The sequence below is a fragment of the Microbacterium sp. RU33B genome, from assembly GCF_900155915.1.
GTDB lineage: Bacteria > Actinomycetota > Actinomycetes > Actinomycetales > Microbacteriaceae > Microbacterium.
In genome coordinates this window covers 481,658-499,662 of record NZ_FTPO01000002.1, presented here as the reverse complement: position 1 = coordinate 499,662, position 18,005 = coordinate 481,658, and the positions used below count along the sequence as shown (strand labels likewise).

18 protein-coding genes and 1 pseudogene are annotated in these 18,005 nt (G+C 68.2%); 9 read left to right on the top strand and 10 right to left on the bottom strand.

The window, feature by feature from the left end; genetic code table 11:
• Nucleotides 1–15: 15 nt before the first annotated feature.
• Together B0B14_RS11970 and B0B14_RS11965 are read right to left on the bottom strand one after the other, a co-directional pair.
• Entirely contained in the window at nucleotides 16–1,233 is a 1,218-nt protein-coding gene (locus tag B0B14_RS11970) for a MinD/ParA family ATP-binding protein (protein WP_256714374.1), read from the bottom strand.
• A gap of 117 nt (nucleotides 1,234–1,350) precedes the next feature.
• Entirely contained in the window at nucleotides 1,351–1,785 is a 435-nt protein-coding gene (locus B0B14_RS11965) for a hypothetical protein (protein ID WP_076682084.1), read from the bottom strand.
• A gap of 161 nt (nucleotides 1,786–1,946) precedes the next feature.
• Here B0B14_RS11965 and B0B14_RS11960 point away from each other — a divergent pair, with 161 nt between their 5' ends.
• Together B0B14_RS11960 and B0B14_RS11955 are read left to right on the top strand one after the other, a co-directional pair.
• Nucleotides 1,947–3,794: an AMP-dependent synthetase/ligase gene (locus B0B14_RS11960; RefSeq protein WP_076682082.1), complete on the top strand. Its 1,848-nt coding sequence runs from the start codon at nucleotides 1,947–1,949 to the stop codon at nucleotides 3,792–3,794.
• Nucleotides 3,795–3,808: 14 nt separating this feature from the next.
• The gene (locus B0B14_RS11955; RefSeq protein WP_076682080.1) at nucleotides 3,809–4,714 is read left to right on the top strand and encodes a DUF1295 domain-containing protein; all 906 of its coding nucleotides are present in this window, start codon (nucleotides 3,809–3,811) and stop codon (nucleotides 4,712–4,714) included.
• A 21-nt stretch (nucleotides 4,715–4,735) separates the two neighbouring features.
• On the opposite strand, the gene B0B14_RS11950 is transcribed toward B0B14_RS11955, so the two are convergent.
• Nucleotides 4,736–5,026 carry a hypothetical protein gene (locus tag B0B14_RS11950; protein ID WP_143733713.1) on the bottom strand — a complete coding sequence of 97 codons (291 nt, stop codon included), beginning with the start codon at nucleotides 5,024–5,026 and terminating at the stop codon, nucleotides 4,736–4,738.
• 42 nt (nucleotides 5,027–5,068) lie between these two features.
• Between B0B14_RS11950 and B0B14_RS16965 the strand changes: the two are divergent.
• The 3 genes and pseudogenes from B0B14_RS16965 to B0B14_RS11940 all read left to right on the top strand — a co-directional run.
• Nucleotides 5,069–5,839, top strand: a pseudogene (locus B0B14_RS16965) (alpha/beta-hydrolase N-terminal domain-containing protein); the annotation flags it as partial.
• A 59-nt stretch (nucleotides 5,840–5,898) separates the two neighbouring features.
• On the top strand, nucleotides 5,899–6,855 hold the full coding sequence (locus tag B0B14_RS16220) for an alpha/beta-hydrolase family protein (RefSeq protein WP_306169507.1): 957 nt from the start codon (nucleotides 5,899–5,901) through the stop codon (nucleotides 6,853–6,855).
• A gap of 14 nt (nucleotides 6,856–6,869) precedes the next feature.
• The gene (locus tag B0B14_RS11940) at nucleotides 6,870–7,619 is read left to right on the top strand and encodes an EI24 domain-containing protein (protein WP_076682714.1); all 750 of its coding nucleotides are present in this window, start codon (nucleotides 6,870–6,872) and stop codon (nucleotides 7,617–7,619) included.
• A gap of 14 nt (nucleotides 7,620–7,633) precedes the next feature.
• Here the strand turns inward: B0B14_RS11940 and B0B14_RS11935 are convergent, their stop codons facing one another.
• On the bottom strand, nucleotides 7,634–8,068 hold the full coding sequence (locus tag B0B14_RS11935) for a DUF6855 family protein (protein WP_076682076.1): 435 nt from the start codon (nucleotides 8,066–8,068) through the stop codon (nucleotides 7,634–7,636).
• A 151-nt stretch (nucleotides 8,069–8,219) separates the two neighbouring features.
• On the opposite strand from B0B14_RS11935, the gene B0B14_RS11930 reads away from it, so the two are divergent.
• Together B0B14_RS11930 and B0B14_RS11925 are read left to right on the top strand one after the other, a co-directional pair.
• Nucleotides 8,220–8,966, top strand: coding sequence for a YqjF family protein (locus B0B14_RS11930; RefSeq protein ID WP_076682075.1), 747 nt, complete (start codon nucleotides 8,220–8,222; stop codon nucleotides 8,964–8,966).
• Between the two features lie 162 nt (nucleotides 8,967–9,128).
• Entirely contained in the window at nucleotides 9,129–9,569 is a 441-nt protein-coding gene (locus B0B14_RS11925; RefSeq protein ID WP_256714373.1) for an SRPBCC family protein, read from the top strand.
• A 47-nt stretch (nucleotides 9,570–9,616) separates the two neighbouring features.
• Here the strand turns inward: B0B14_RS11925 and B0B14_RS11920 are convergent, their stop codons facing one another.
• Nucleotides 9,617–10,204, bottom strand: a complete 588-nt coding sequence (locus B0B14_RS11920) for a TetR/AcrR family transcriptional regulator (RefSeq protein WP_076682071.1) — start codon at nucleotides 10,202–10,204, stop codon at nucleotides 9,617–9,619.
• 60 nt (nucleotides 10,205–10,264) lie between these two features.
• Complete coding sequence (locus B0B14_RS11915) at nucleotides 10,265–11,005, bottom strand: glucose 1-dehydrogenase (protein ID WP_076682069.1); 741 nt, start codon at nucleotides 11,003–11,005, stop codon at nucleotides 10,265–10,267.
• A gap of 868 nt (nucleotides 11,006–11,873) precedes the next feature.
• On the opposite strand from B0B14_RS11915, the gene B0B14_RS11910 reads away from it, so the two are divergent.
• Complete coding sequence (locus B0B14_RS11910) at nucleotides 11,874–12,791, top strand: DUF3800 domain-containing protein (RefSeq protein ID WP_076682066.1); 918 nt, start codon at nucleotides 11,874–11,876, stop codon at nucleotides 12,789–12,791.
• A gap of 1,043 nt (nucleotides 12,792–13,834) precedes the next feature.
• Complete coding sequence (locus tag B0B14_RS11905) at nucleotides 13,835–14,482, top strand: N-acetyltransferase (RefSeq protein ID WP_256714372.1); 648 nt, start codon at nucleotides 13,835–13,837, stop codon at nucleotides 14,480–14,482.
• 71 nt (nucleotides 14,483–14,553) lie between these two features.
• Here B0B14_RS11905 and B0B14_RS11900 read toward each other — a convergent pair whose 3' ends face one another.
• The 4 genes from B0B14_RS11900 to dnaB all read right to left on the bottom strand — a co-directional run bounded on the left by B0B14_RS11900 (nucleotide 14,554) and on the right by dnaB (nucleotide 17,556).
• Nucleotides 14,554–14,985 (bottom strand): hypothetical protein, encoded by a 432-nt coding sequence (locus B0B14_RS11900; protein ID WP_143733712.1) that lies wholly within the window; start codon nucleotides 14,983–14,985, stop codon nucleotides 14,554–14,556.
• 29 nt (nucleotides 14,986–15,014) lie between these two features.
• Nucleotides 15,015–15,260: a hypothetical protein gene (locus tag B0B14_RS11895; protein WP_076682060.1), complete on the bottom strand. Its 246-nt coding sequence runs from the start codon at nucleotides 15,258–15,260 to the stop codon at nucleotides 15,015–15,017.
• A gap of 46 nt (nucleotides 15,261–15,306) precedes the next feature.
• On the bottom strand, nucleotides 15,307–15,798 hold the full coding sequence (locus B0B14_RS11890) for a hypothetical protein (protein ID WP_076682058.1): 492 nt from the start codon (nucleotides 15,796–15,798) through the stop codon (nucleotides 15,307–15,309).
• A gap of 381 nt (nucleotides 15,799–16,179) precedes the next feature.
• Nucleotides 16,180–17,556, bottom strand: coding sequence for a replicative DNA helicase (gene dnaB / locus B0B14_RS11885; protein ID WP_076682056.1), 1,377 nt, complete (start codon nucleotides 17,554–17,556; stop codon nucleotides 16,180–16,182).
• Nucleotides 17,557–18,005 lie beyond the last annotated feature (449 nt).

Genomic DNA, 18,005 nt, shown 5'->3' with positions numbered 1-18,005 from the left:
CGAGCGGCCCTCCGACTAGAGGCGGCCGGCGATCGTCGCGGCCACCGTCAGCCACGCGTCGCGCGTCTCGGGCGACAGCGACTCGAAGTCGATCGGACCGCCGTCGACGAGGGTCGAGTCGTAGGGCACGTGCAGGACACCCGAGGTCACCTGTCCGAAGTGCGAGTCGAGACGCGCCTTCAACCGGCGATCGGGCTTGCTCGACGGGGAGGCCAGCACGGTGACCGCTTCGTCGATCTTCTTGCCGAAGCCCTTCTCGCGCAGGCCGTCGAGCAGCCAGGCCGCACTGGCGGCGGTGTCTTCGCGCACCGTGGAGACGATCACAAGCTGGTCGGCGGCGGCGACCGCGGCCACCCAGTTCGAAGCGCGCATGTTGTTGCCGGTGTCGATCACGATGAGCCGGTAGTACCGCGACAGCATGCCGTGCAGGCGGTTGAACGCGTCGGCGTCGATCGTGGAGGATGCCGCGGCATCCTCGTCCGACGCCAGCACGTCGAAGCGGGCGTCGACCTGCGTGCGCACGTAGGTGTCGAGGTTCGCCAGGCTCGCGCGGCTCATGTCGGCGAACCGATCGAGGTTCTCCAGCAGATCGACGGCGGTCTGGTGGTGCGGAGTGCTCTGGGCGCGCCAGCCGAGCGTTCCCCGGGTCTCGTTGTTGTCCCACGCGAGAGTCGACCCGCCGCGCAGCGTGCCGAGCGTCGCCGCCAGGAGCAGCGTGCTGGTGGTCTTGTGCGCGCCGCCCTTGGGATTGAGGATCACGATCGTGCGCGACCCGTCGAGGCGCCGCTGCACAGCCCGCTCGCGTTCGAGGCGCGAGCGCTCGCGGCGGTTCGGGCGCGGCGAGATCTTGCCGCCGGTCATGCGGCGCAGCGCCCCCTGCCAGCCGATGGTCGCGCGATCCTTCGGCGGCCCGCCGCGCGAGGCGAGCAGATCGTCGACGGTGGGCTTGCGCGTCGTCGGCGCCTCGGCCGCAGGCTGCAGCGCTCCGGCGGCCGTGAGGGGTCCGGGCTCGGCGGCGGGCGCCGTGGTGCGCGCGGGAGCGCCGACCGCCGGCTCGCTGAACGAGCCGTCGGGCTGAACGATGAGGGCCGACTGGGCCGAGCCCTCGACGATCGTGGCCGTCACCGGCTGGCCTGCGGATGCCGCGCGCAGCCGGACGAACTCGACGATCCGCTCGTGCAGGGCACGGCTGTCGGCGGCGACGATCTGCTCGACGTCCTTCCCGACGCTCACCTCCGCAGAGGTCCCCGAGAGGATTCGTACGATCGGTTCCGCTGTGTTCGAGTCCACGAACGCTCCTTGCTCCCACGGCTCTCCGCGTGCGCGGGGGCCCTGAACAGCCTAGAGCGGTCAGGAGACGGCCGCCTGGACGAGCGCCGCGAACTTCTTCTCGACGGCAGGCGACCACGCCAGTACGGCGAACGCGACGGGCCAGCACTCGCCGTCATCGAGGTTCGCGGGGCCCTCGAAGCCGATCGTCGAGTAGCGCGTCTTGAACTTCGACGCGGGCTGGAGGAAGACGACCATCTTGCCGTCGGCGTTCGCGTAGCCGGGCATCCCGTAGTACGTCTTCGGGATCAGATCGGGGGCGACTTCGCTCACGACCTTATGGAGGCCCTCGGCGAGCGCCGCGTCGGCGGCGTCCAGCTTCGCGATCGCCTCACGCACCGAGGCCAGGCCCGCCTCGCGGTTCTTGCCGGCCTTCTGCTGCGCCCTCAGCTCCTTCGCGCGCTCCTTGACGGCATCCCGCTCCTCCTTGCTGAGCCCGTCGGACTTCTCGGCCATCGCCTTCTCCTCTCGCGTGACGGGGCGGTCATCGCCCGTACTGCCACGCTAGGGCGGGGAGGACGCGCGTGCTTCTCCGATCCTGATCGATCCGAACGACCGAGGGTTCCGAATGGGAGAGGGCGCCTGCCGACCGCGCCCCGACCGAGGAGGAAGAGCAGATGGGTGAGTCGACGACTCCGTCGCTGGTGGACCTGGACGGCTACCGCAACGTCACCGACCTGCTCCTCCGTCGCGCAGCGGCCGCACCGGACCACATCGCGTTCGAGGTGTCACAACCGGATGCCGCACCCGGGGCGCCGTGGCGCCCGGTCACGACCGCCGAGTTCACGGCGCAGGTGCAGGCTCTCGCCAAGGGCCTCATCGGCGCCGGCGTGCGCGCGGGTGACGCCGTCGCGATCATGGCGCCGACCCGCTACGAATGGGCGGTCGCCGATCTCGCCGCCTGGTTCGCGGGAGCCGTCGTGGTGCCCGTCTACGAGACGTCGTCGCCGTCGCAGGTCGACGCCATCGTCGCCGACGCCGAGGTGCGGCTCGCGATCGGCGGCGGCATCCGTCACACCGCGCTGCTGCAGACCGCACTCGCCCGCACGCCCGGCGAGACCCTCGGCGCGTGGACGATGGACGAGGCGGCCTCCGACGGCGACGCGTCGGGCACGCTCTCGGACCTCGCGGCGCGCGGCGCGACGGTGTCGGATGCCGAGCTCGAGCAGCGCCGCACATGGGCGGACCGGCACGACGCGGCGACGATCGTCTACACCTCGGGCACCACCGGCGAGCCCAAGGGCGCCGTGCTGACGCACGAGAACTTCCTCGGTCAGGTGCTCAACATAGCGGCCGCGTATCGCGAGATCGTGAACGACGGCGGCAATACCGTGATCTTCCTGCCGCTCGCGCACGTGCTCGCCCGCGGACTCCAGCTCATCTGCCTCGCCAGCGGGATGCGCATCGCGCACCTGTCCGATCCGACGACCGTCGTCGCGACGCTCGACACCCTCCGCCCGACCTTCCTCGTGGTCGTGCCCCGCGTGCTGCAGAAGATCCGCGCGGCGGCAGCCGGAAAGGCGGCAGACAAGGGACTGTCGCGCCTGTGGGCGGCGGCGGAAGCCACGGCAGTGGCGTGGGGCCGCCGGTCGGAGGGCGCCGACGCAGGCGATCCCGCCGCGGGGATCGGCCTGCGCCTGCGTCATCGGTTCTTCGACGCCCTGTTCTACCGGCGCCTGCGCGCCGTGATGGGCGGCCGGGTGGGCTACATCCTGTCGGGCGGCGCCGCGCTCGACGCCGAGCTGTCGCTCTTCTTCCGCGGGATCGGGGTTCCCGTGATCGAGGGCTACGGACTCACCGAGACCACGGCTCCGCTCACGGGCAACCTCCCTGGTCGCATCGCGTCGGGGAGCGTCGGCTCTCCGCTGCCCGGACTGACCGTGCGCATCGCCGACGACGGCGAGGTGCTCGCGCGCGGACTCGGGGTGTTCGCGGGCTACCGCAACCCGGCGCACAACGAGGGCGCCTTCCTCGACGGCTTCTTCCGCACCGGCGACCTCGGACGCCTCGACGAGGACGGTCGGCTGACGCTCGTCGGCCGCGTGAAGGACGTCATCGTCACTTCGCACGGCAAGACCGTCGTCCCGACCCGCTGGGAGAGCGCCGTGGAGGCGAGCCCGCTCGTCTCGCACGCGGTCATGGTGGGAGAGGGCAAGCCGTACCTGTCGGCCCTCCTCGTGCTCGACCCCGAGGAGACGCGGGCCTGGGCCGCGACCCAGGGCGCCCGCATCCCGTTCGAGGCCGCCCCCGGCATCCGCACCATCGACGATCCCGCCCTGCGTGCCCACCTGCAGCGCGCCGTGGATGCCGCCAACCTGCTCGTCGCCCGCAGTGAACAGGTGCGGCGATTCAGCCTCGTCTCCGCCGATCTCGAGGATCGCGGCCTCGTGACCCCCACGATGAAGATCAAGCGGAGCGTCGTACTCGATCGCGCCGCCGCAACGGTCGACAGCCTCTACCTCTGACCACGAAAGACATCATGACGACACCGGCCCCCTCCGCAGCGACCACACGATCGTCGCGCACCTCGCTGATCACGATCGTCGTCGTGCTGGTGATCGGCGCCCTCCTCGCCGTCGCCGGCAGCCAGGGCGGCGCGACCATCGGCGGTGTGCCGATGTTCGCCGCGGCCGTCACGGCAGCGTTCGCGATCCAGTTCCTCGCCTTCGTCCCGGCCGCGATCCTCCGGAGCGAACGCTTCTTCGACCTCACCGGCAGCGTCACGTTCGTCGTGATCTCCGTGGCGCTCGTGCTCCTCGCGCCGGCGCCCGACCTGCGCAGCGTGATCCTGGCGGCCATGGTCATCGTCTGGGCGCTGCGCCTCGGGTCGTTCCTCGCGATGCGGGTGCACGCGGCCGGCTCGGACGGACGCTTCGACGAGATCAAGGGCTCACCCCTGCGCTTCCTCCAGGTGTGGGTCATCCAGGGACTGTGGGTCTCGGTGACCGCCGCAGCCGCCTGGATCGCGATCAGCGCGGATGCCGGGGGTTCCGCACCGACCGACTGGCTCACGATCGTCGGCGTCGTCGTCTGGGCGGTCGGACTGACGATCGAGATCGTGGCGGACGCGCAGAAGTCGGCGTTCCGATCGGATGCCCGCAACAAGGGCGAGTTCATCCGCACCGGTCTGTGGTCGCGTTCGCGCCACCCCAACTACTTCGGCGAGATCGTGCTGTGGGTCGGCGTCTTCCTCGTCGCCGCCCCCGTGCTCTCGGGGTGGCAGTGGATCGCGATCCTGTCTCCCGTGTTCGTGATCCTCCTGCTCACCCGGGTCAGCGGCATCCCGCTCCTGGAAGCGCGGGCCGACGAGAAGTGGGGCGAGAGGGCCGACTACGTGGAGTACCGCGACACCACGCCCGTCCTGATTCCGAAGCTCGGCCGCTGACCAGGGCCCAGGCGGAGTCCGTCATCGGCGCCGGCTGCGAGGCACGTCGACGAGGGAGCCGGCCTGCAGGCGTTCACGCACCGCCTCCTCGACGTCTGCGGGGATCACCAGAGGCACGCCTCCCGTGGAGGCCTCCCATTCCGCGACCAGCATGACGCGGAGGCGAGCAGCGCTCAGCCCGGGGAACTCGTCGCCGAGGCGCCGCAGCGCCCCCCGGGTGTCGACCACGTAGGTGCCGTCGATCTCCACGGCGCTCAGCCCCTTCCGTCGCGGAGAGCCGCGCGCATCCGGAGCGCCGAGACGCCTTCGCATGCGTCGTCGTCGACGACCAGGACTGTCTCCGTACGCCGCGACATGGTGCTCCTCGCTCCCCGGGTGCCTCCGCCATCGGCTGATGGCGTGCGTCTCGCTATAGGTACGTTCCGCCGGAGGCGCGATTTCGGATGCACGAAGGCGCAGCGAGCCTTCGCTAGTGTGCAGTGCATGCCCCGCCTTCCACGGTCTGACGAACGTGGACCGACGAGACGCCGCTGGTGGCACCTCGATCCCGCGGGGGCGCTGTTCGGTCTGGCAATGGCGATCGCGTCGGTGACGCCGTCGCTGCTTCCCCGGCCCGCCCTGTTCCAAGGCGTCATCACCGCCGTGGCCTTCGCCGCGGGCTATCTCCTCGGCGTGGCGATCGGGAGCCTCGTGCGCCGCGTCGTTCGCGTGAGCCCGGCACCTCGGTGGCGGCGCGCTCTGTGGATCGGCTACATCGTGCTGTGGATCACGGCGACGGTCGTCCTCTCGGCGGCGGCGCTGACCTGGCAGAACGAGGTGCGTCGACTGGTCGAGATGCCACCGCTCGACGCGGCCGACATCGCCGCCTTCTTCGTCGCCGCCCTGCCGGCGGCGGCGCTGCTGATCGCGCTGGGAGAAGGCATCCGTCGTCTCTTCGGCTCGCTGCGACGCAGGATCGGCCCGCCCGTCGCGCTTCTCGGAACGGCGGCGGTGATCGTGGCCGGCGTGGCCGGCCTTACCGTCGTGGTGACGACCGCGATCGATGCGATCTACCTCGAGCGCAACGGCGATCCGGACGAGCTGCTGGTGGAGCCGCCGTCCGACCATCGCTCGGCCGGACCGGAGTCCGCGATCGCCTGGGAAGACCTCGGCAGGCACGGCGCTGACTTCATCGCCGGGGGCCCCTGGCATCCGAGATCTCCGCTCTCACCGGCGTCGAGGCGCGAGAGCCGATCCGGGTCTACGCGGGACTCGAGTCCGCCCCGACGATGCGCGAGCGCGCCGCGCTCGTCGTGGCCGAGCTCGAGCGCACGGGCGGCTTCGAGCGATCGGTGCTCGCCGTCGCGACGACGACCGGGTCGGGCTGGCTCGAGCCGCAGACGGTCGACGCGCTCGAGTACCTCCACGCCGGTGACACGGCGATCGCGGCGATGCAGTACGCGTACACCCCGAGCTGGGTCTCGTTCGTCTTCGATCCCGACGCCCCCGTCGATGCGGCGGCCGTGCTGTTCGACGCGATCGAGGCTCGGTGGCAGCAGCTCCCCGCGGACGATCGCCCGATGCTGGTCGTGTACGGCCTGAGTCTGGGAGCCCACGGAAGCCAGGCCGTCTTCGACGACGTCGACGAGCTCCGCTCGCGCACCGACGGCGCTCTGTTCGTCGGATCGCCCGGTGGCGCGCCGATGTGGCAGACCCTGCAGGCGGCTCGGGATGCCGGCAGCCCGGCCTGGCAGCCGGTGCTCGACGGCGGTCGGGAGGTGCGGTGGCTCTCGCGCGACGGCGATGACATCTCCGGCGTATGGGACAGGCCGCGCGTGCTCTATCTCCAGCACGCCACCGACCCTGTCACGTGGCTCGTGCCGGAGCTCCTCTGGAGCGCACCCGAGTGGCTCGACGAGGCACAGCGCGGCCCGGACGTCAGCCCGTCCATGCGATGGATGCCGGTGATCACCGCCGTGCAGGTCACGATCGACATGCTCGGCGGCGAAGCGGTGCCCGCACGGCACGGGCACAACTACGGCGACGTCGTGACGACGGCATGGCGCGCGGTCACCGGCGACGCCGGCCTCGACGCCGACGCGGTGGAGCGCATCCGCGACCTCATCGCGACCTACGCCTCCATTCCGCCCTACGCCGAGTGACCGAGGCGACGACGATGAGCGAGTTCACCCGCGGGATGGCCCTCCTGGGCGGAGGCTTCCGCTACTGGCGCCGGCGGCCCCGGCTCATGGCCCTCGGACTGATCCCCGCCGCGATCGTCGCGCTCTTCCTGCTGTCGGGTCTGATCGCGCTCGGGTTCTTCCTGCCCGGCATCACGGTCGGCCTCACGCCGTTCGCCGACGGCTGGCCCGGGCTCTGGGCCTCCGTCATCCGCATCGCCGTCGGGACGGCGCTGATCGGCGCCGCTCTCGTCGTCGTCGCGATCTCGTTCACCGCGCTTACGCTGCTGCTCGGCGAGCCGTTCTACGACCGCATCTGGCGGGCGGTCGAAGTCGAGCTCGGCGATCCGCCGCCCCCGGCGGACGGCGGCTTCTGGCAGTCGGTCGTCGACGGTGCGCGGCTCGTGGTGCGGGGCATCGGGGCCGCCCTCATCGCCGCGCTCCTGGGCCTCGTGCCCGTGGTCGGCGGAGCTCTCGCCACGGTCGCCGCGGTCGTGCTCACCGGACTCCTCCTCGCCGACGAGCTCTCCTCCCGCGCCCTCTCCGCGCGGGGGCTCGACGCGCGGGCGCGACGAGACCTGAGGCGGCGGCGACGCGCGCTCGTCCTCGGCTTCGGCGTCGCGACGCAGCTGTGCTTCATGGTGCCCGGCGGCGCGGTCGCGAGTATGTCGGCAGCCGTCGCCGGATCGACGCTCCTGGCGCGCGAACTGGTGGGCGCGCAGGAGCCCGTCGCTCCCGGCGGGTAGCGGAGACGTGGCGGCTAGGACGTGGCGTCGCCGACGGCCCTGATGCGATTGTTGCGCGGCTGGTGCTCGAGCTCGGCCAACCCCAGGGCCTCGAGAAGCGGCGGGAGATACATCCCGAAGCGACCGCGATAGCCCTTGCGCTGGCCGTACCAGCCACCGACGGGGTTGTCGGCGGATCGTCCCCACGCCTCGACCGTGTCCGGCGCCGGCTCCTTCTTCTCGTCCGAAGCGCCCAGCAGCATCCAGTCGCCCCGCCGCAGAAGCTCCGCGTGGAGATCGTCGATCGCCCGGGCGAGGTAGGTGAGCCTCGTCGACCCGACCTGGCACACGAGCAGCGCCGGATCGCTCTCGTCGTCGCGGTGGATCGTGTACTCCGACGACAGCGGCGCCGTCTTCAGAACCCAGGGATCGTCGGCGGTGCCCGTCCCGGACCAGTGCTGCGCGGTCATCGTGATGCTCCTGTCGTCGTGCGGTCGCGTTCCGGGGGTCGCGCACCTCGATTGTCGACCCGTGGGGGCGGCGGCGCCACCCCAGATCAGCGGCGGGCACCACCTGCGGCGTCACGACCCCGGACGGTCCGGAGCGCGCCAGGATCGACGTATGACCCCCACCGCGGACGCACCGCCCCTCCCTGGGCGGGCCGTGATCGAGCAGCGCTGGAGCGACGCCGTCTTCCTGCACTGGCGGGTGGATGGCGCGGAGGTCGAGCGGATGCTGCCCGCGGGCGTACGCGCCGACACGTTCGACGGCTCCGCCTGGATCGGACTCGTGCCGTTCGTGCTGTCCGACTTCCGCTTCCTCCCGCTGCCGCCCGTGCCCCTGATCGGGACGTTCGCCGAAGTGAACGTGCGCACGTACGGGATCGACGGCGACGGGCGCCGCGGAGTCGTCTTCCGCACTCTCGAGGCGGAGCACCTCCTCCCCGTCGCGGCTGCGCACGCTCTGTTCGGTCTGCCCTACCGCTGGGCCCGGATCGGTCGGAAGACGACAGACGACGGCCGCGTCATCGAGTACCGCTCGCGGCGACGCCGGGTCGACGGGCGATCCACCGGACCCGGCACACGGATCGCCGTTCGACGAGGCGACTCCGCCGTCGACACCGCGCTCTCGAGATTTCTGACGGCGCGATGGGGGTTTCACGAGACGCATCTCGGCCGCACGCGCTGGGCCGCGAACGAGCACATCGCGTGGCCCCTCGTCGACGCCGAGCTGCTCGATCTCACGGACGATCTCGTGGCCGACGCCGGACTCGGTGCTCTCGCTCGACGCCCACCGGACTCGGTGCTCGCGATGCCGGCCGGACACCCCGGGTTCCGCACCCGATTCGGTGCGCCGATCGCGCTCTGACGCGGCGACGGAGCGCATATCGGAGACCCACGTCCGCCGCCGAGGAAATGGAGGAAGGCGACGATGAGCCAGATCGGATCGCCGGACTGCCGTTGCGGTTGCTCGCTGCGTGGCTCAGGCGCGAGTCTTGTACGGCAGACCAGGGGAGGCCGGTTGTTCACCGTGAGCGAGACCGTGACCGTCGCGAGAGCTCGCGACGAGGTCTTCGCGTTCCTGATCGACGGGCGCAACCGACCGAGATGGGACGTCTCGGTCGTCTTCGAGAAGCTCACCTCTCCGCCGCCCGTGGGCGTCGGGAGCAGCATCCACTCCCGCCTGCGCGCGATGGGACGTGAGAGCGACTTCCACTGGCGCGTGACGCAGTTCGACGCCCCACGGCGCATGGCGACGCGGAGCACGTCCGGTCCCGTGCAGACATCCGTCGTCATGGACTTCGACGATCAGGATGCCTCCACGATGGTGCGGGTGACGCTGGAGGTGGAACCGGCCGGCCTCCTGCGCCTGGTCGAGCCGATGATCGCCGAGAACGTCCGCTCGACGCTGATCGCCGGCCTTGCGCGCGCCAAGGCGTTGCTCGAAGGTGCGGGCCCGCTCCCGAAGTGAGCGATCGCCGCGAGGCCCGGGGTGGACAGCCCGGCCGCCGGACGCCGTCACCCTCGCGGCCACCAGCGCGGCAGGAGCGCCGTGATCCGCGCGCCGGCATCGATGACATCGGCGTCGTCCGAGAGCGTCCAGACGTCGATCACGCCGACGAGGGCGCCGGCGATGAACGCCGCCGCCTCCGCGCGCTCGCGGGGGTCGTCGGGGACGCCCACGACGCGCTGCCGCGCGAAGACGCCGAGCGCCTGCTCGGCACGAGCCCGAAGGCGCCCCTCGAGCGCGGCACGGAAGGAGCCGCGCGAGTCCGAGGTCAGAAGCGCCCGGTAGACCGTGCGATCGTCGACGAGGTGGGTCAGCAGGTTGCGCAGCGAACCGAGATACCGGCGCGCGACCTGATCGGGTGTCTCTCCTTCTGCGTCGACGGCGACCGTCGCGATCCGGTCGAGATCGGCGGCGAACTCGGCGACGGCGAACTGACGCACGCCCGGCGCGTGGCCGTAGAACGTGGTGCGGTGCACTCCCGCCGTCACGCACAGCAGGGAGACGGAGACGTCGTCCAGCGTGTGCGTGGACAAGAGAGAGCGCAGAGCGTCGCGCAGCGCCAGCCGGGTGCGCGTCGTTCGCGGATCCTCAGCCATGGCTGCCTTCCTGGCGGCGGGTGGATGCTGCGGAGTCACGGCATCCACCCGATCATGATGTCAGGATCCGTAGTGCGCGAGACCGGCCGTCTCGCCGCCGTCGGCGACGAACTCCGCGCCGGTCGAGAAGCTCGACTCGTCGGACGCGAGGAAGAGGATCAGGTTCGACAGCTCACTCGCCTCGCCCATGCGGTGCAGCGCGACGTGGTTCTGCTCACTGGGCAGACCCTCGGTCATCGGCGTGCGGATGGCACCCGGGTGCACCGAGTTCACGCGGATGTTGTACTTGCCGAGGTCGAGTGCGGCGCCCTTGGACAGCCCGCGAACGCCGAACTTCGCCGCGTTGTAGCCGGGCAGCGCCTCGTAGCCCTGCAGGCCGGCCGTGGACGACACGTTGATGATCGAGCCCTTGCCGCTCTTCTTGAGCGGTTCGATCGCCGCTTTCGTGCCGTAGAAGACGCCCGTGAGGTTGATCGCGATCATCTTGTCCCAGTCCTCGAGGGAGTACTCCTCGATCGAGCCGAAGTTCGCGATGCCGGCGTTGTTGACGACGACGTCGAGTCCGCCGAATTCGTCGACTGCCGTCTGGACGGCGGCTTCCCATTGCGCGTAGTCGGTGACGTCGAGATGGACGTACCGTGCGGCGTCGCCCAGTTCGGCGGCGAGTGCCGTGCCCTCGTCGTCGAGGAGATCGCCGATGACGACCTTCGCGCCCTCTGCGACGAGCAATCGTGCGTGGGAGGCTCCCATTCCGCGGGCTCCGCCGCTGATGAGGGCCACTTTGTTGCTGACGCGTGCCATGGTGTGCAGCTTTCTCCTGGAGGAGTCCCGGATGCTGTCCGGGCCGTCGCTTCGTGAGCGACCGGATCTATTCTACATCTGTCGATTAGAGCGAGGCCGTGTCGGTCACCGATCACTGATCAGGTCGACTTGTCCGCTGAGGTCGTGGGAGACGCGGCTTGCCGTAGCGGTTGTTGGTGCGGGCCTAAAGCCGTTCGAGCAGGATCTCGATCGGCAGCGTTAGGGCAACCACCGCTGCGAACGGTCGTAGAAGCATCCGCATTCGGCATCGCCCGGCGTGGGGACGTGAGCGCGCGGTCCAGGGGCAGTCGCTCGAGTCCAATGCCCTCCGCCGGCGCGCGCGCTATGGTCAGCTGCCGACGACGACCAATCCATCCCCTGCGGTGAGTACGGTTCAACGGTGACGTCCGACACCGACGACCTCGCCGACATGGCGCTCACGCTGCGTTCACGCATGACCGCTGCGGGACTGGGAGTGGCGCCTGCGCCACCGTCATCCACCCGACCGCCGGACATATCGGCGTGGGGCTAACGACAGCCGTTGCAAGGCTTCGCGACGGCCACGCTGCGGCTTTTTGTCCTGCCCGGAGGCATATATGTCAACTATCTCGTGAACTGGGAGTTCACTGAGAACCCCTCCTCTCGCGGCGTGGCACCGGAAAACGCACGCGGGCGGTCTTTAGGATCCGATAGGCCGTAGGTCGCTCTTGAATCGGATCCTAAAGACCGCCCGCCCCCAACGTTGGTTGCCACCCCCGGCTTGGCCGGGTATAGTTCTTACCGGTAGCGAGTTCCACCGCGAGCCACGCGCCGTTTCCGAAAGCCCACCCTCCGGTGGGCTTTCGTGTTGTGGCGGTAAGTTTGAACCGTGCTGCTGGCGTATATCGATGAGTTCGGGCATATCGGCCCGTACATTTCGGAGTCCCACGCCAAGTTCAACGATCACCCGCTTTTCGGGTACGGCGGTTTTGTCCTCCCAGCCGATAACGTTCGCCACTTTGGAGGGCACTTCGAGTACCTCAAGGAGCGACTCCTTGAGTTCGAGATTCGGCGCGATGGGGCGCACGCGAGGCGATGGGAGAAGAAGGGTTCGTCGCTTCTCACGACTCGTAATCACGACAAGTACGGTCCGGAGATCAAGCGCACGCTCATCCGACTCGCCCGAAAATTGAAGTCACTCGACGGTCGGGCTTTCTATTACGGACAGGTGAAGCCCATCGGCTCTGCCAAGGAGACGGGCGAGACCTCGTCAGCCCGAAGCCTGCATGCGCTCCGGCAGGCGATCTTGAGGCTTAGTCAATACGCTGACCATCGCGATGAGAGCATCATGATCTTCACGGACTCCGTCGATAGTGGCCCGCGGCTGGAGGCAGTAATGGCGAGCGCTTCGTTCATCTATTCTGCGCCTCGACCCGAGTTGCGTCGTGTTGTCGAAGTGCCGATGCAGCTCGAGAGCCATCTCTACGGAACAACCCAGTACGCCGATTGGGTTTGTGCGTTGCTATCTAGGTCGACCCATCATCACCTCACCGCAGACTCTGAGTTCGCGTGGGCGCCGAAGCTCTTGCGTCAGACCGTGGGGTACAACTGCACGCCTGAGTCAAAGATTCGCGGTGGAGCCGGGGGGCGGGATCTTTACGCGAAGGATCTGTGCAAGAACGAGAGTGCTCTTGACGCGCCCGTCAGACTGCCCGCCCCGCGGCCGCGCGAGAGAACGCCACGAGGAATCGGGCAGCCAATCGGGATCGCACACCCCGAGCTGGCGGCGTTCCGCGACGCTCTGTGAACGACCTCATTAATCAATTCCATCTCCGCGGGCGTGGTCGGTGAATGGACTATGCCGGTCGCGCGCGATCGGCATAGTCCATCGGTGGCATCACTCCATGACGAACCTTCACCGCGCAGCGCCCGGGAGGGGAGGGCCCGAGCATCGGAATTCTCGCCCTCGGGCCGTTGCCGCGGCGTCTAAAGTGATGATTCTTGAGGCACCGCATTGCAGTGACCGGGGCTGGTCGCGGCGTTCTCCGCGCCGGCTCAGGATTCACGATAGGCGTGAACGTCGACTACTTCTGAGGTCAGGTGATGTGTGTCCTGCGTAAGCGGGCCCTTGTTCCCCTCCTTTCTTGTTCTGTTCGGAATCGGCTTCCTCCTTTTTGGGGACTGGTTCACGCAGTTGTTCACGCGTTGGAATGTTGCGGCGGGTGGTTGGCGTGTCGACTACGGGCGCAGCGTTCCCCGCTGGGCCGGGTATCTGTTGGGTGCTGCCAGCGCTCCGCTTGGTCTGGCGCTGATCGTGCAGTGGCTCATTCATTGCGGGCCCGGGATCGGTGACTTTTCTGCCACGGCGTGGTTGTTGGCGGCCGCGACGGTGGTGTTGGTGTTCGCCATTGTGTTCGCCGCGCTTCGGAGGAAGGCTGGGCGAGGGCGCGTGGATGGCGACCTGGTCGGGAATCCGCAACGCGGCGATGAAGTGTCAGAGTCGTCCGAGACCGTCCGCAGGGCTTTGGTCCAGCGGCGCACGGACGTGCTCTGGTATGTCGCCTTTGGGCTGTGTCGTACTGGTTCTCGTCGCGAACTCGGTGAGTGTCAGTCTGTGAAGTCACGGCGCATTCAATGCCCTGGAGCGCACGGGCCATCTTGCGAAAACCTGCGAATGGCTCGGGGAGCGGTCGGCGATCGAGCGTTTCCTTAGGACGGAACTGGTCACCCGTTGCATCCGCTCTATCGGGGGTCCGTGAGCAAGCGTCCCCGAGGGCATGGGTGACCGGTGCTCGCCTCGGACGGGAGAATTGATGCATGTCGCGACGCAAAGACGGTAGGCCTCGGTCGGTGACGCCCACAACGGGTCAGCATCCGACTGGCACGATCACCGGAAAGGCGACTGAGGTGCACACACGTGTGTCGATAACCGATCCCAAGCGCCGTGTCCCCGCCGGACTGAGGACCGACGAGTTCTTCTTGCGCCCCATCCTGGCCACGGACGCGGCGCGTGACCATGAGGCTGTCATGGAGACGCGTCTTGATCTGCGGGTTTGGGAGCAGTCTTCCTGGCCGGAGGACGACTTCACCGTCGAGGCGAACGGCCGAGATCTCGCCGACCTGGAGCGACGCCACGTGCAGCGTCGAGCGTTCACCTACACGGTGCTCGACCCTGGCGGCACCCAGTGCCTCGGCTGCGTCTACATCTTCCCGTCAACCGCCACGATCACCGCCGTGGCCGAGGACCCACGATGGGCGGAGGTCGACGCGGTCGTCTACTTCTGGGTCCGCAAGTCCCGGGTCTCCTCCAACATGGACGCCCGACTTCTCACCGCGATCAGGACGTGGATGGACGAGGACTGGGCACTCGCGCGCACCGTGTTCGTGACGAACGAACAGTTCGAGCGACAGGTTCACCTGCTCGACCAAGCGCAGCTGCAGCTGAAGTTCGAGCTCCGCGAGCCAGATAAACCCGGTACGTATCTGATCTATGGATGAGGCACCCCCGAGCAATCGAAACGATAGGCGAGCCGGTCAGAAGCCGGTCCTCCCGCGAACGCCTCAGATGTTCAGGTCGCGTTGTGCCGGGTGAACAGTTCGTCGAGCAGCGATCGCAACCGAGTGACCCCGGTGTGCGCTGGCAAAGACATGATCGCGTGCGCCTCGTTGGCATCGCCGGTTTCCTCGCCAGCGAGAAGATCCTCCAGGGTGACGCCGTCGAAGCGGATGTCTTCGAGCCTCGCGTCTGCTCCAAAGCCTGCCTGAATGTTCAGGTCCGTACAGGCCCCCTCATCCCCGTACTGGATCGTCGGCGCCAGATCTGGAAATCGTTGCCGAAACTCGTCGTGCGGAGCGCAGTAAACGATTCCGATCTTCTCTCCGACGCCCGACTGGCCCGCAAGGAATCCGTTTGCGGTCATCACCGGATCTAGTTCAGCGCAGATGAGATCGGCGAGGTCTTCTGGCGCTCGCTGACTTCCCACACGACGATCTTCGCGCATGCGTCTCTCCCATGCACGTTGCCAGTGGTTCACCGAACGGCAGGACGCTCCCTGGCGAGGAGAGCGAACACGAACGCGCCCACTGCGACGAGGGTCACGACCACTGCCACAGCCATCACGGTTGCGTCACCGGGGAGCATTGCGCATCCCGCCGCCGTGTCTTCGTAATCGCAGGTGCGCCACGGTTGGAAGAAGTAGACGACGGCCGCTATCGCCCCGACGAGGGCAATGAGTCCACTCCCGGCAACCAACCACCCACGCACTTTCGGGTTCACGTTTCGAGCCTACGACCCACCCGCTCCTGGGCACGCAGCCGGTGGTTCAGTGCTCGATTGTAGACGCGAGATCGTTCCGAAGGCTGGTGTAGAGGGAGCGCATGGTTTCAGGTTCACCGGGCCCGTCGAGCGGCAGCTCGAGCCGTCCAGCCTCCTGATACCTGAGGATCAGGCTGACTGCGCCGGGCCACTCGGCGAACGCGTCCTGCTCAAAGACACTCCCTCGAGCGACGAGGCGCACCGACTGGAGTGAGGACCGAGGGTAAACGTTGGTTACGAAGTCGGCGTCGTCATCCTTGGCTTTCGCGACCAGCGACTCGATCACAAGATGCTCAGTGAGCACGACGACCTGGCCCTTTCGATCACCGTAGCGAGCCGATAGGTGTTCAACAGCGAGCCCCTCGACGGCGAGAGTGAGCTCGGACAGCATCCGCCCGTACCAAACGGGCGGATGCGATGCGGTCAACGCTTGGAACCCGGCGTTCTTCTGAATCGCCGAGTTGAGGTCGCGTGCGAGGTTTCTCAACTCTTCGATCACGATGAGCGTCTCCTTTGGGTAACGGACAGTTCGAACCATAGCCCGTGCGACTTTGATCACGGGACAACGACAGCGCCTTACCGCCCCGCAGCGGCCGCGCCCGCTCGCGCCCGCAAGCAGGTCGACCTGCGTGCAGAACGGTCGATCACCGCGACGCTGCCGCGCGAACCACCTCGAGCAAGGATCCCGCGTCCCTCACGGAGCAACTGGGTTCGCGCAAGACCCGCCCGTAGCGGATTCGCAGTTGGGTGCGTCAAACGCAACACATGCGCTGGCGACGACACGATCGCAGAAGTGTGCCGAAAGGCCTTCGCCGGCGCTCGAAGTATCTATCCGGGCCTCGCGTGGACGAGTCTCCCTCTAAATGGACGGCCCGCCGCGTCAGGCGAAGTCCCCGCCCGGAGCCATGTCGGTGAAGCGCGAGAAGTGGCCCTGGAACGCCACCGTGATCGTGTCGGTGGGGCCGTTGCGGTGCTTGGCCACGATGAGGTCGGCCTCGCCTGCGCGCGGGGAGTCCTTCTCGTAGGCGGCTTCGCGGTGGAGGAGCACGACCATGTCGGCATCCTGCTCGATCGAGCCCGATTCACGCAGATCGGAGAGCGCCGGCTTCTTGTCGGAGCGCTGCTCGGCACCACGGTTCAGCTGCGAGAGCGCGACGACCGGCACCTGGAGCTCCTTCGCGAGGAGCTTGAGCGCACGCGAGAACTCCGAGACCTCTTGCTGACGCGACTCGACGCGCTTGCCCGAGGTCATGAGCTGGAGGTAGTCGATCACGACCATCTTGAGCCCGACGCGCTGCTTCAGGCGGCGGCACTTCGCGCGGATCTCGACCAGCGTCATGTTGGGGCTGTCGTCGATGTAGAGCGGCGCGTCGTTGATGCGCCCGCGGGTGGAGGCGACCGTCGTCCAGTCGCGGTTGTCGAGCATGCCCTTGCGCATCGACTGCAGCGGGATGGAGCCCTCCGCCGAGAGCAGACGCATGGCGATCTCGCTGCGCCCCATCTCGAGCGAGAAGAAGATCGTCGGCTTGTCGTGCTTGATCGCCGCCGTGCGCGCGAAGTCCAGCGCGAGCGTCGACTTACCCATGGCGGGTCGCGCGGCGATGATGATCATCTGGCCGGGGTGCAGACCGTTCGTGAGCTGGTCCAGACCCGAGAAGCCGGTCGGGATGCCCGTCATCTGGCCGTCGCGGCCGCGGGCGGCCTCGATCTCGTCGACCGCGGCATCGACGGCGATCGTCAGCGGCACGTAGTCCTCGGTCGCCTCTGTGCCGGTGACCGAATAGATCTCCGCCTGCGCGTTGTTGACGAGATCGAGCGCCTCGCCCTGACCGGAGTACCCCATCTGCACGATGCGCGTGCCGGCGTCGACGAGACGTCGCAGGAGCGCGCGCTCCGACACGATCGACGCGTAGTAGCCGGCGTTGGCCGCCGTCGGGACGATCGAGGTCAGGGTGTGCAGGTAGTCGGCACCGCCCGCGCGCTGCAGCTCACCCGTCTTGATGAGCTCGTCGGTCACCGCGACCACATCGGTGGGCTCGCCGTGCGAGTAGAGGGTCAGGATAGCTTCGTAGATCAGCTCGTGCTTGGGGACGTAGAAGTCGACCCCGCGCAGCGTCTCGATGACGTCGGCGACCGCATCCTTCGACAGGAGCATCCCGCCCAGCGCGCTCTGTTCGGCGAGGAGGTCGTGAGGGGGCGTGCGCTCGGGCTGGCGCGGCCCGCCGAGACGTTCCTCGGAGATGTCGGCGATCGACATGCGGCATGTCCTCCAGGAAAGTCTCGGTCGTGCGGGTGCCCGGTCGGGCGTGCGGGCGCGGAACGACGTGGATGCCTCAGCATCGGCGTTCTTCGTGCGTGCCCAGCCGAACACCGGGCTCCGACATCCGCTCCCCTGCGATGTCGCGCGTCACCCTCGACGGGTCGGAGCCCACGCTAGAAGAGGCCCTCCGGGGGTGCAAGTCAGCCTGTGGATAACGTTGTGGAGAGCCTGCGCGAAACGCCGTGCGCCCTGTGAACAACACCTGTGGACAACTTCGGTGGAACTCCTTGATATAGAAATTATTAGGCATGCCGACCAGCTGTTTTTCTTCGCACAGGCTGTGGATGGCGATGTGGTTGAAGTCCGGCTTGAAGGTTGTGATGTGCATCAGGGTTTTGCACAGGCAGGCGGTTCCGGGCTGCTGCTTCCCGGGGTGCGATCGCGCT

Excerpts from the sequence above, each read along its gene's own strand:
- B0B14_RS11955 (WP_076682080.1), top strand. The coding sequence starts at position 3,809 with ATGACGACACCGGCCCCCTCCGCAGCGACCACACGATCGTCGCGCACC.
- B0B14_RS11935 (WP_076682076.1), bottom strand. The coding sequence starts at position 8,068 with ATGACCGCGCAGCACTGGTCCGGGACGGGCACCGCCGACGATCCCTGG.
- B0B14_RS11965 (WP_076682084.1), bottom strand. The coding sequence starts at position 1,785 with ATGGCCGAGAAGTCCGACGGGCTCAGCAAGGAGGAGCGGGATGCCGTC.
- B0B14_RS11960 (WP_076682082.1), top strand. The coding sequence starts at position 1,947 with ATGGGTGAGTCGACGACTCCGTCGCTGGTGGACCTGGACGGCTACCGC.
- B0B14_RS11915 (WP_076682069.1), bottom strand. The coding sequence starts at position 11,005 with ATGGCACGCGTCAGCAACAAAGTGGCCCTCATCAGCGGCGGAGCCCGC.
- dnaB (WP_076682056.1), bottom strand. The coding sequence starts at position 17,556 with ATGTCGATCGCCGACATCTCCGAGGAACGTCTCGGCGGGCCGCGCCAG.
- B0B14_RS11940 (WP_076682714.1), top strand. The coding sequence starts at position 6,870 with ATGAGCGAGTTCACCCGCGGGATGGCCCTCCTGGGCGGAGGCTTCCGC.
- B0B14_RS11920 (WP_076682071.1), bottom strand. The coding sequence starts at position 10,204 with ATGGCTGAGGATCCGCGAACGACGCGCACCCGGCTGGCGCTGCGCGAC.
- B0B14_RS11950 (WP_143733713.1), bottom strand. The coding sequence starts at position 5,026 with ATGCGAAGGCGTCTCGGCGCTCCGGATGCGCGCGGCTCTCCGCGACGG.
- B0B14_RS11930 (WP_076682075.1), top strand. The coding sequence starts at position 8,220 with ATGACCCCCACCGCGGACGCACCGCCCCTCCCTGGGCGGGCCGTGATC.
- B0B14_RS11900 (WP_143733712.1), bottom strand. The coding sequence starts at position 14,985 with ATGCGCGAAGATCGTCGTGTGGGAAGTCAGCGAGCGCCAGAAGACCTC.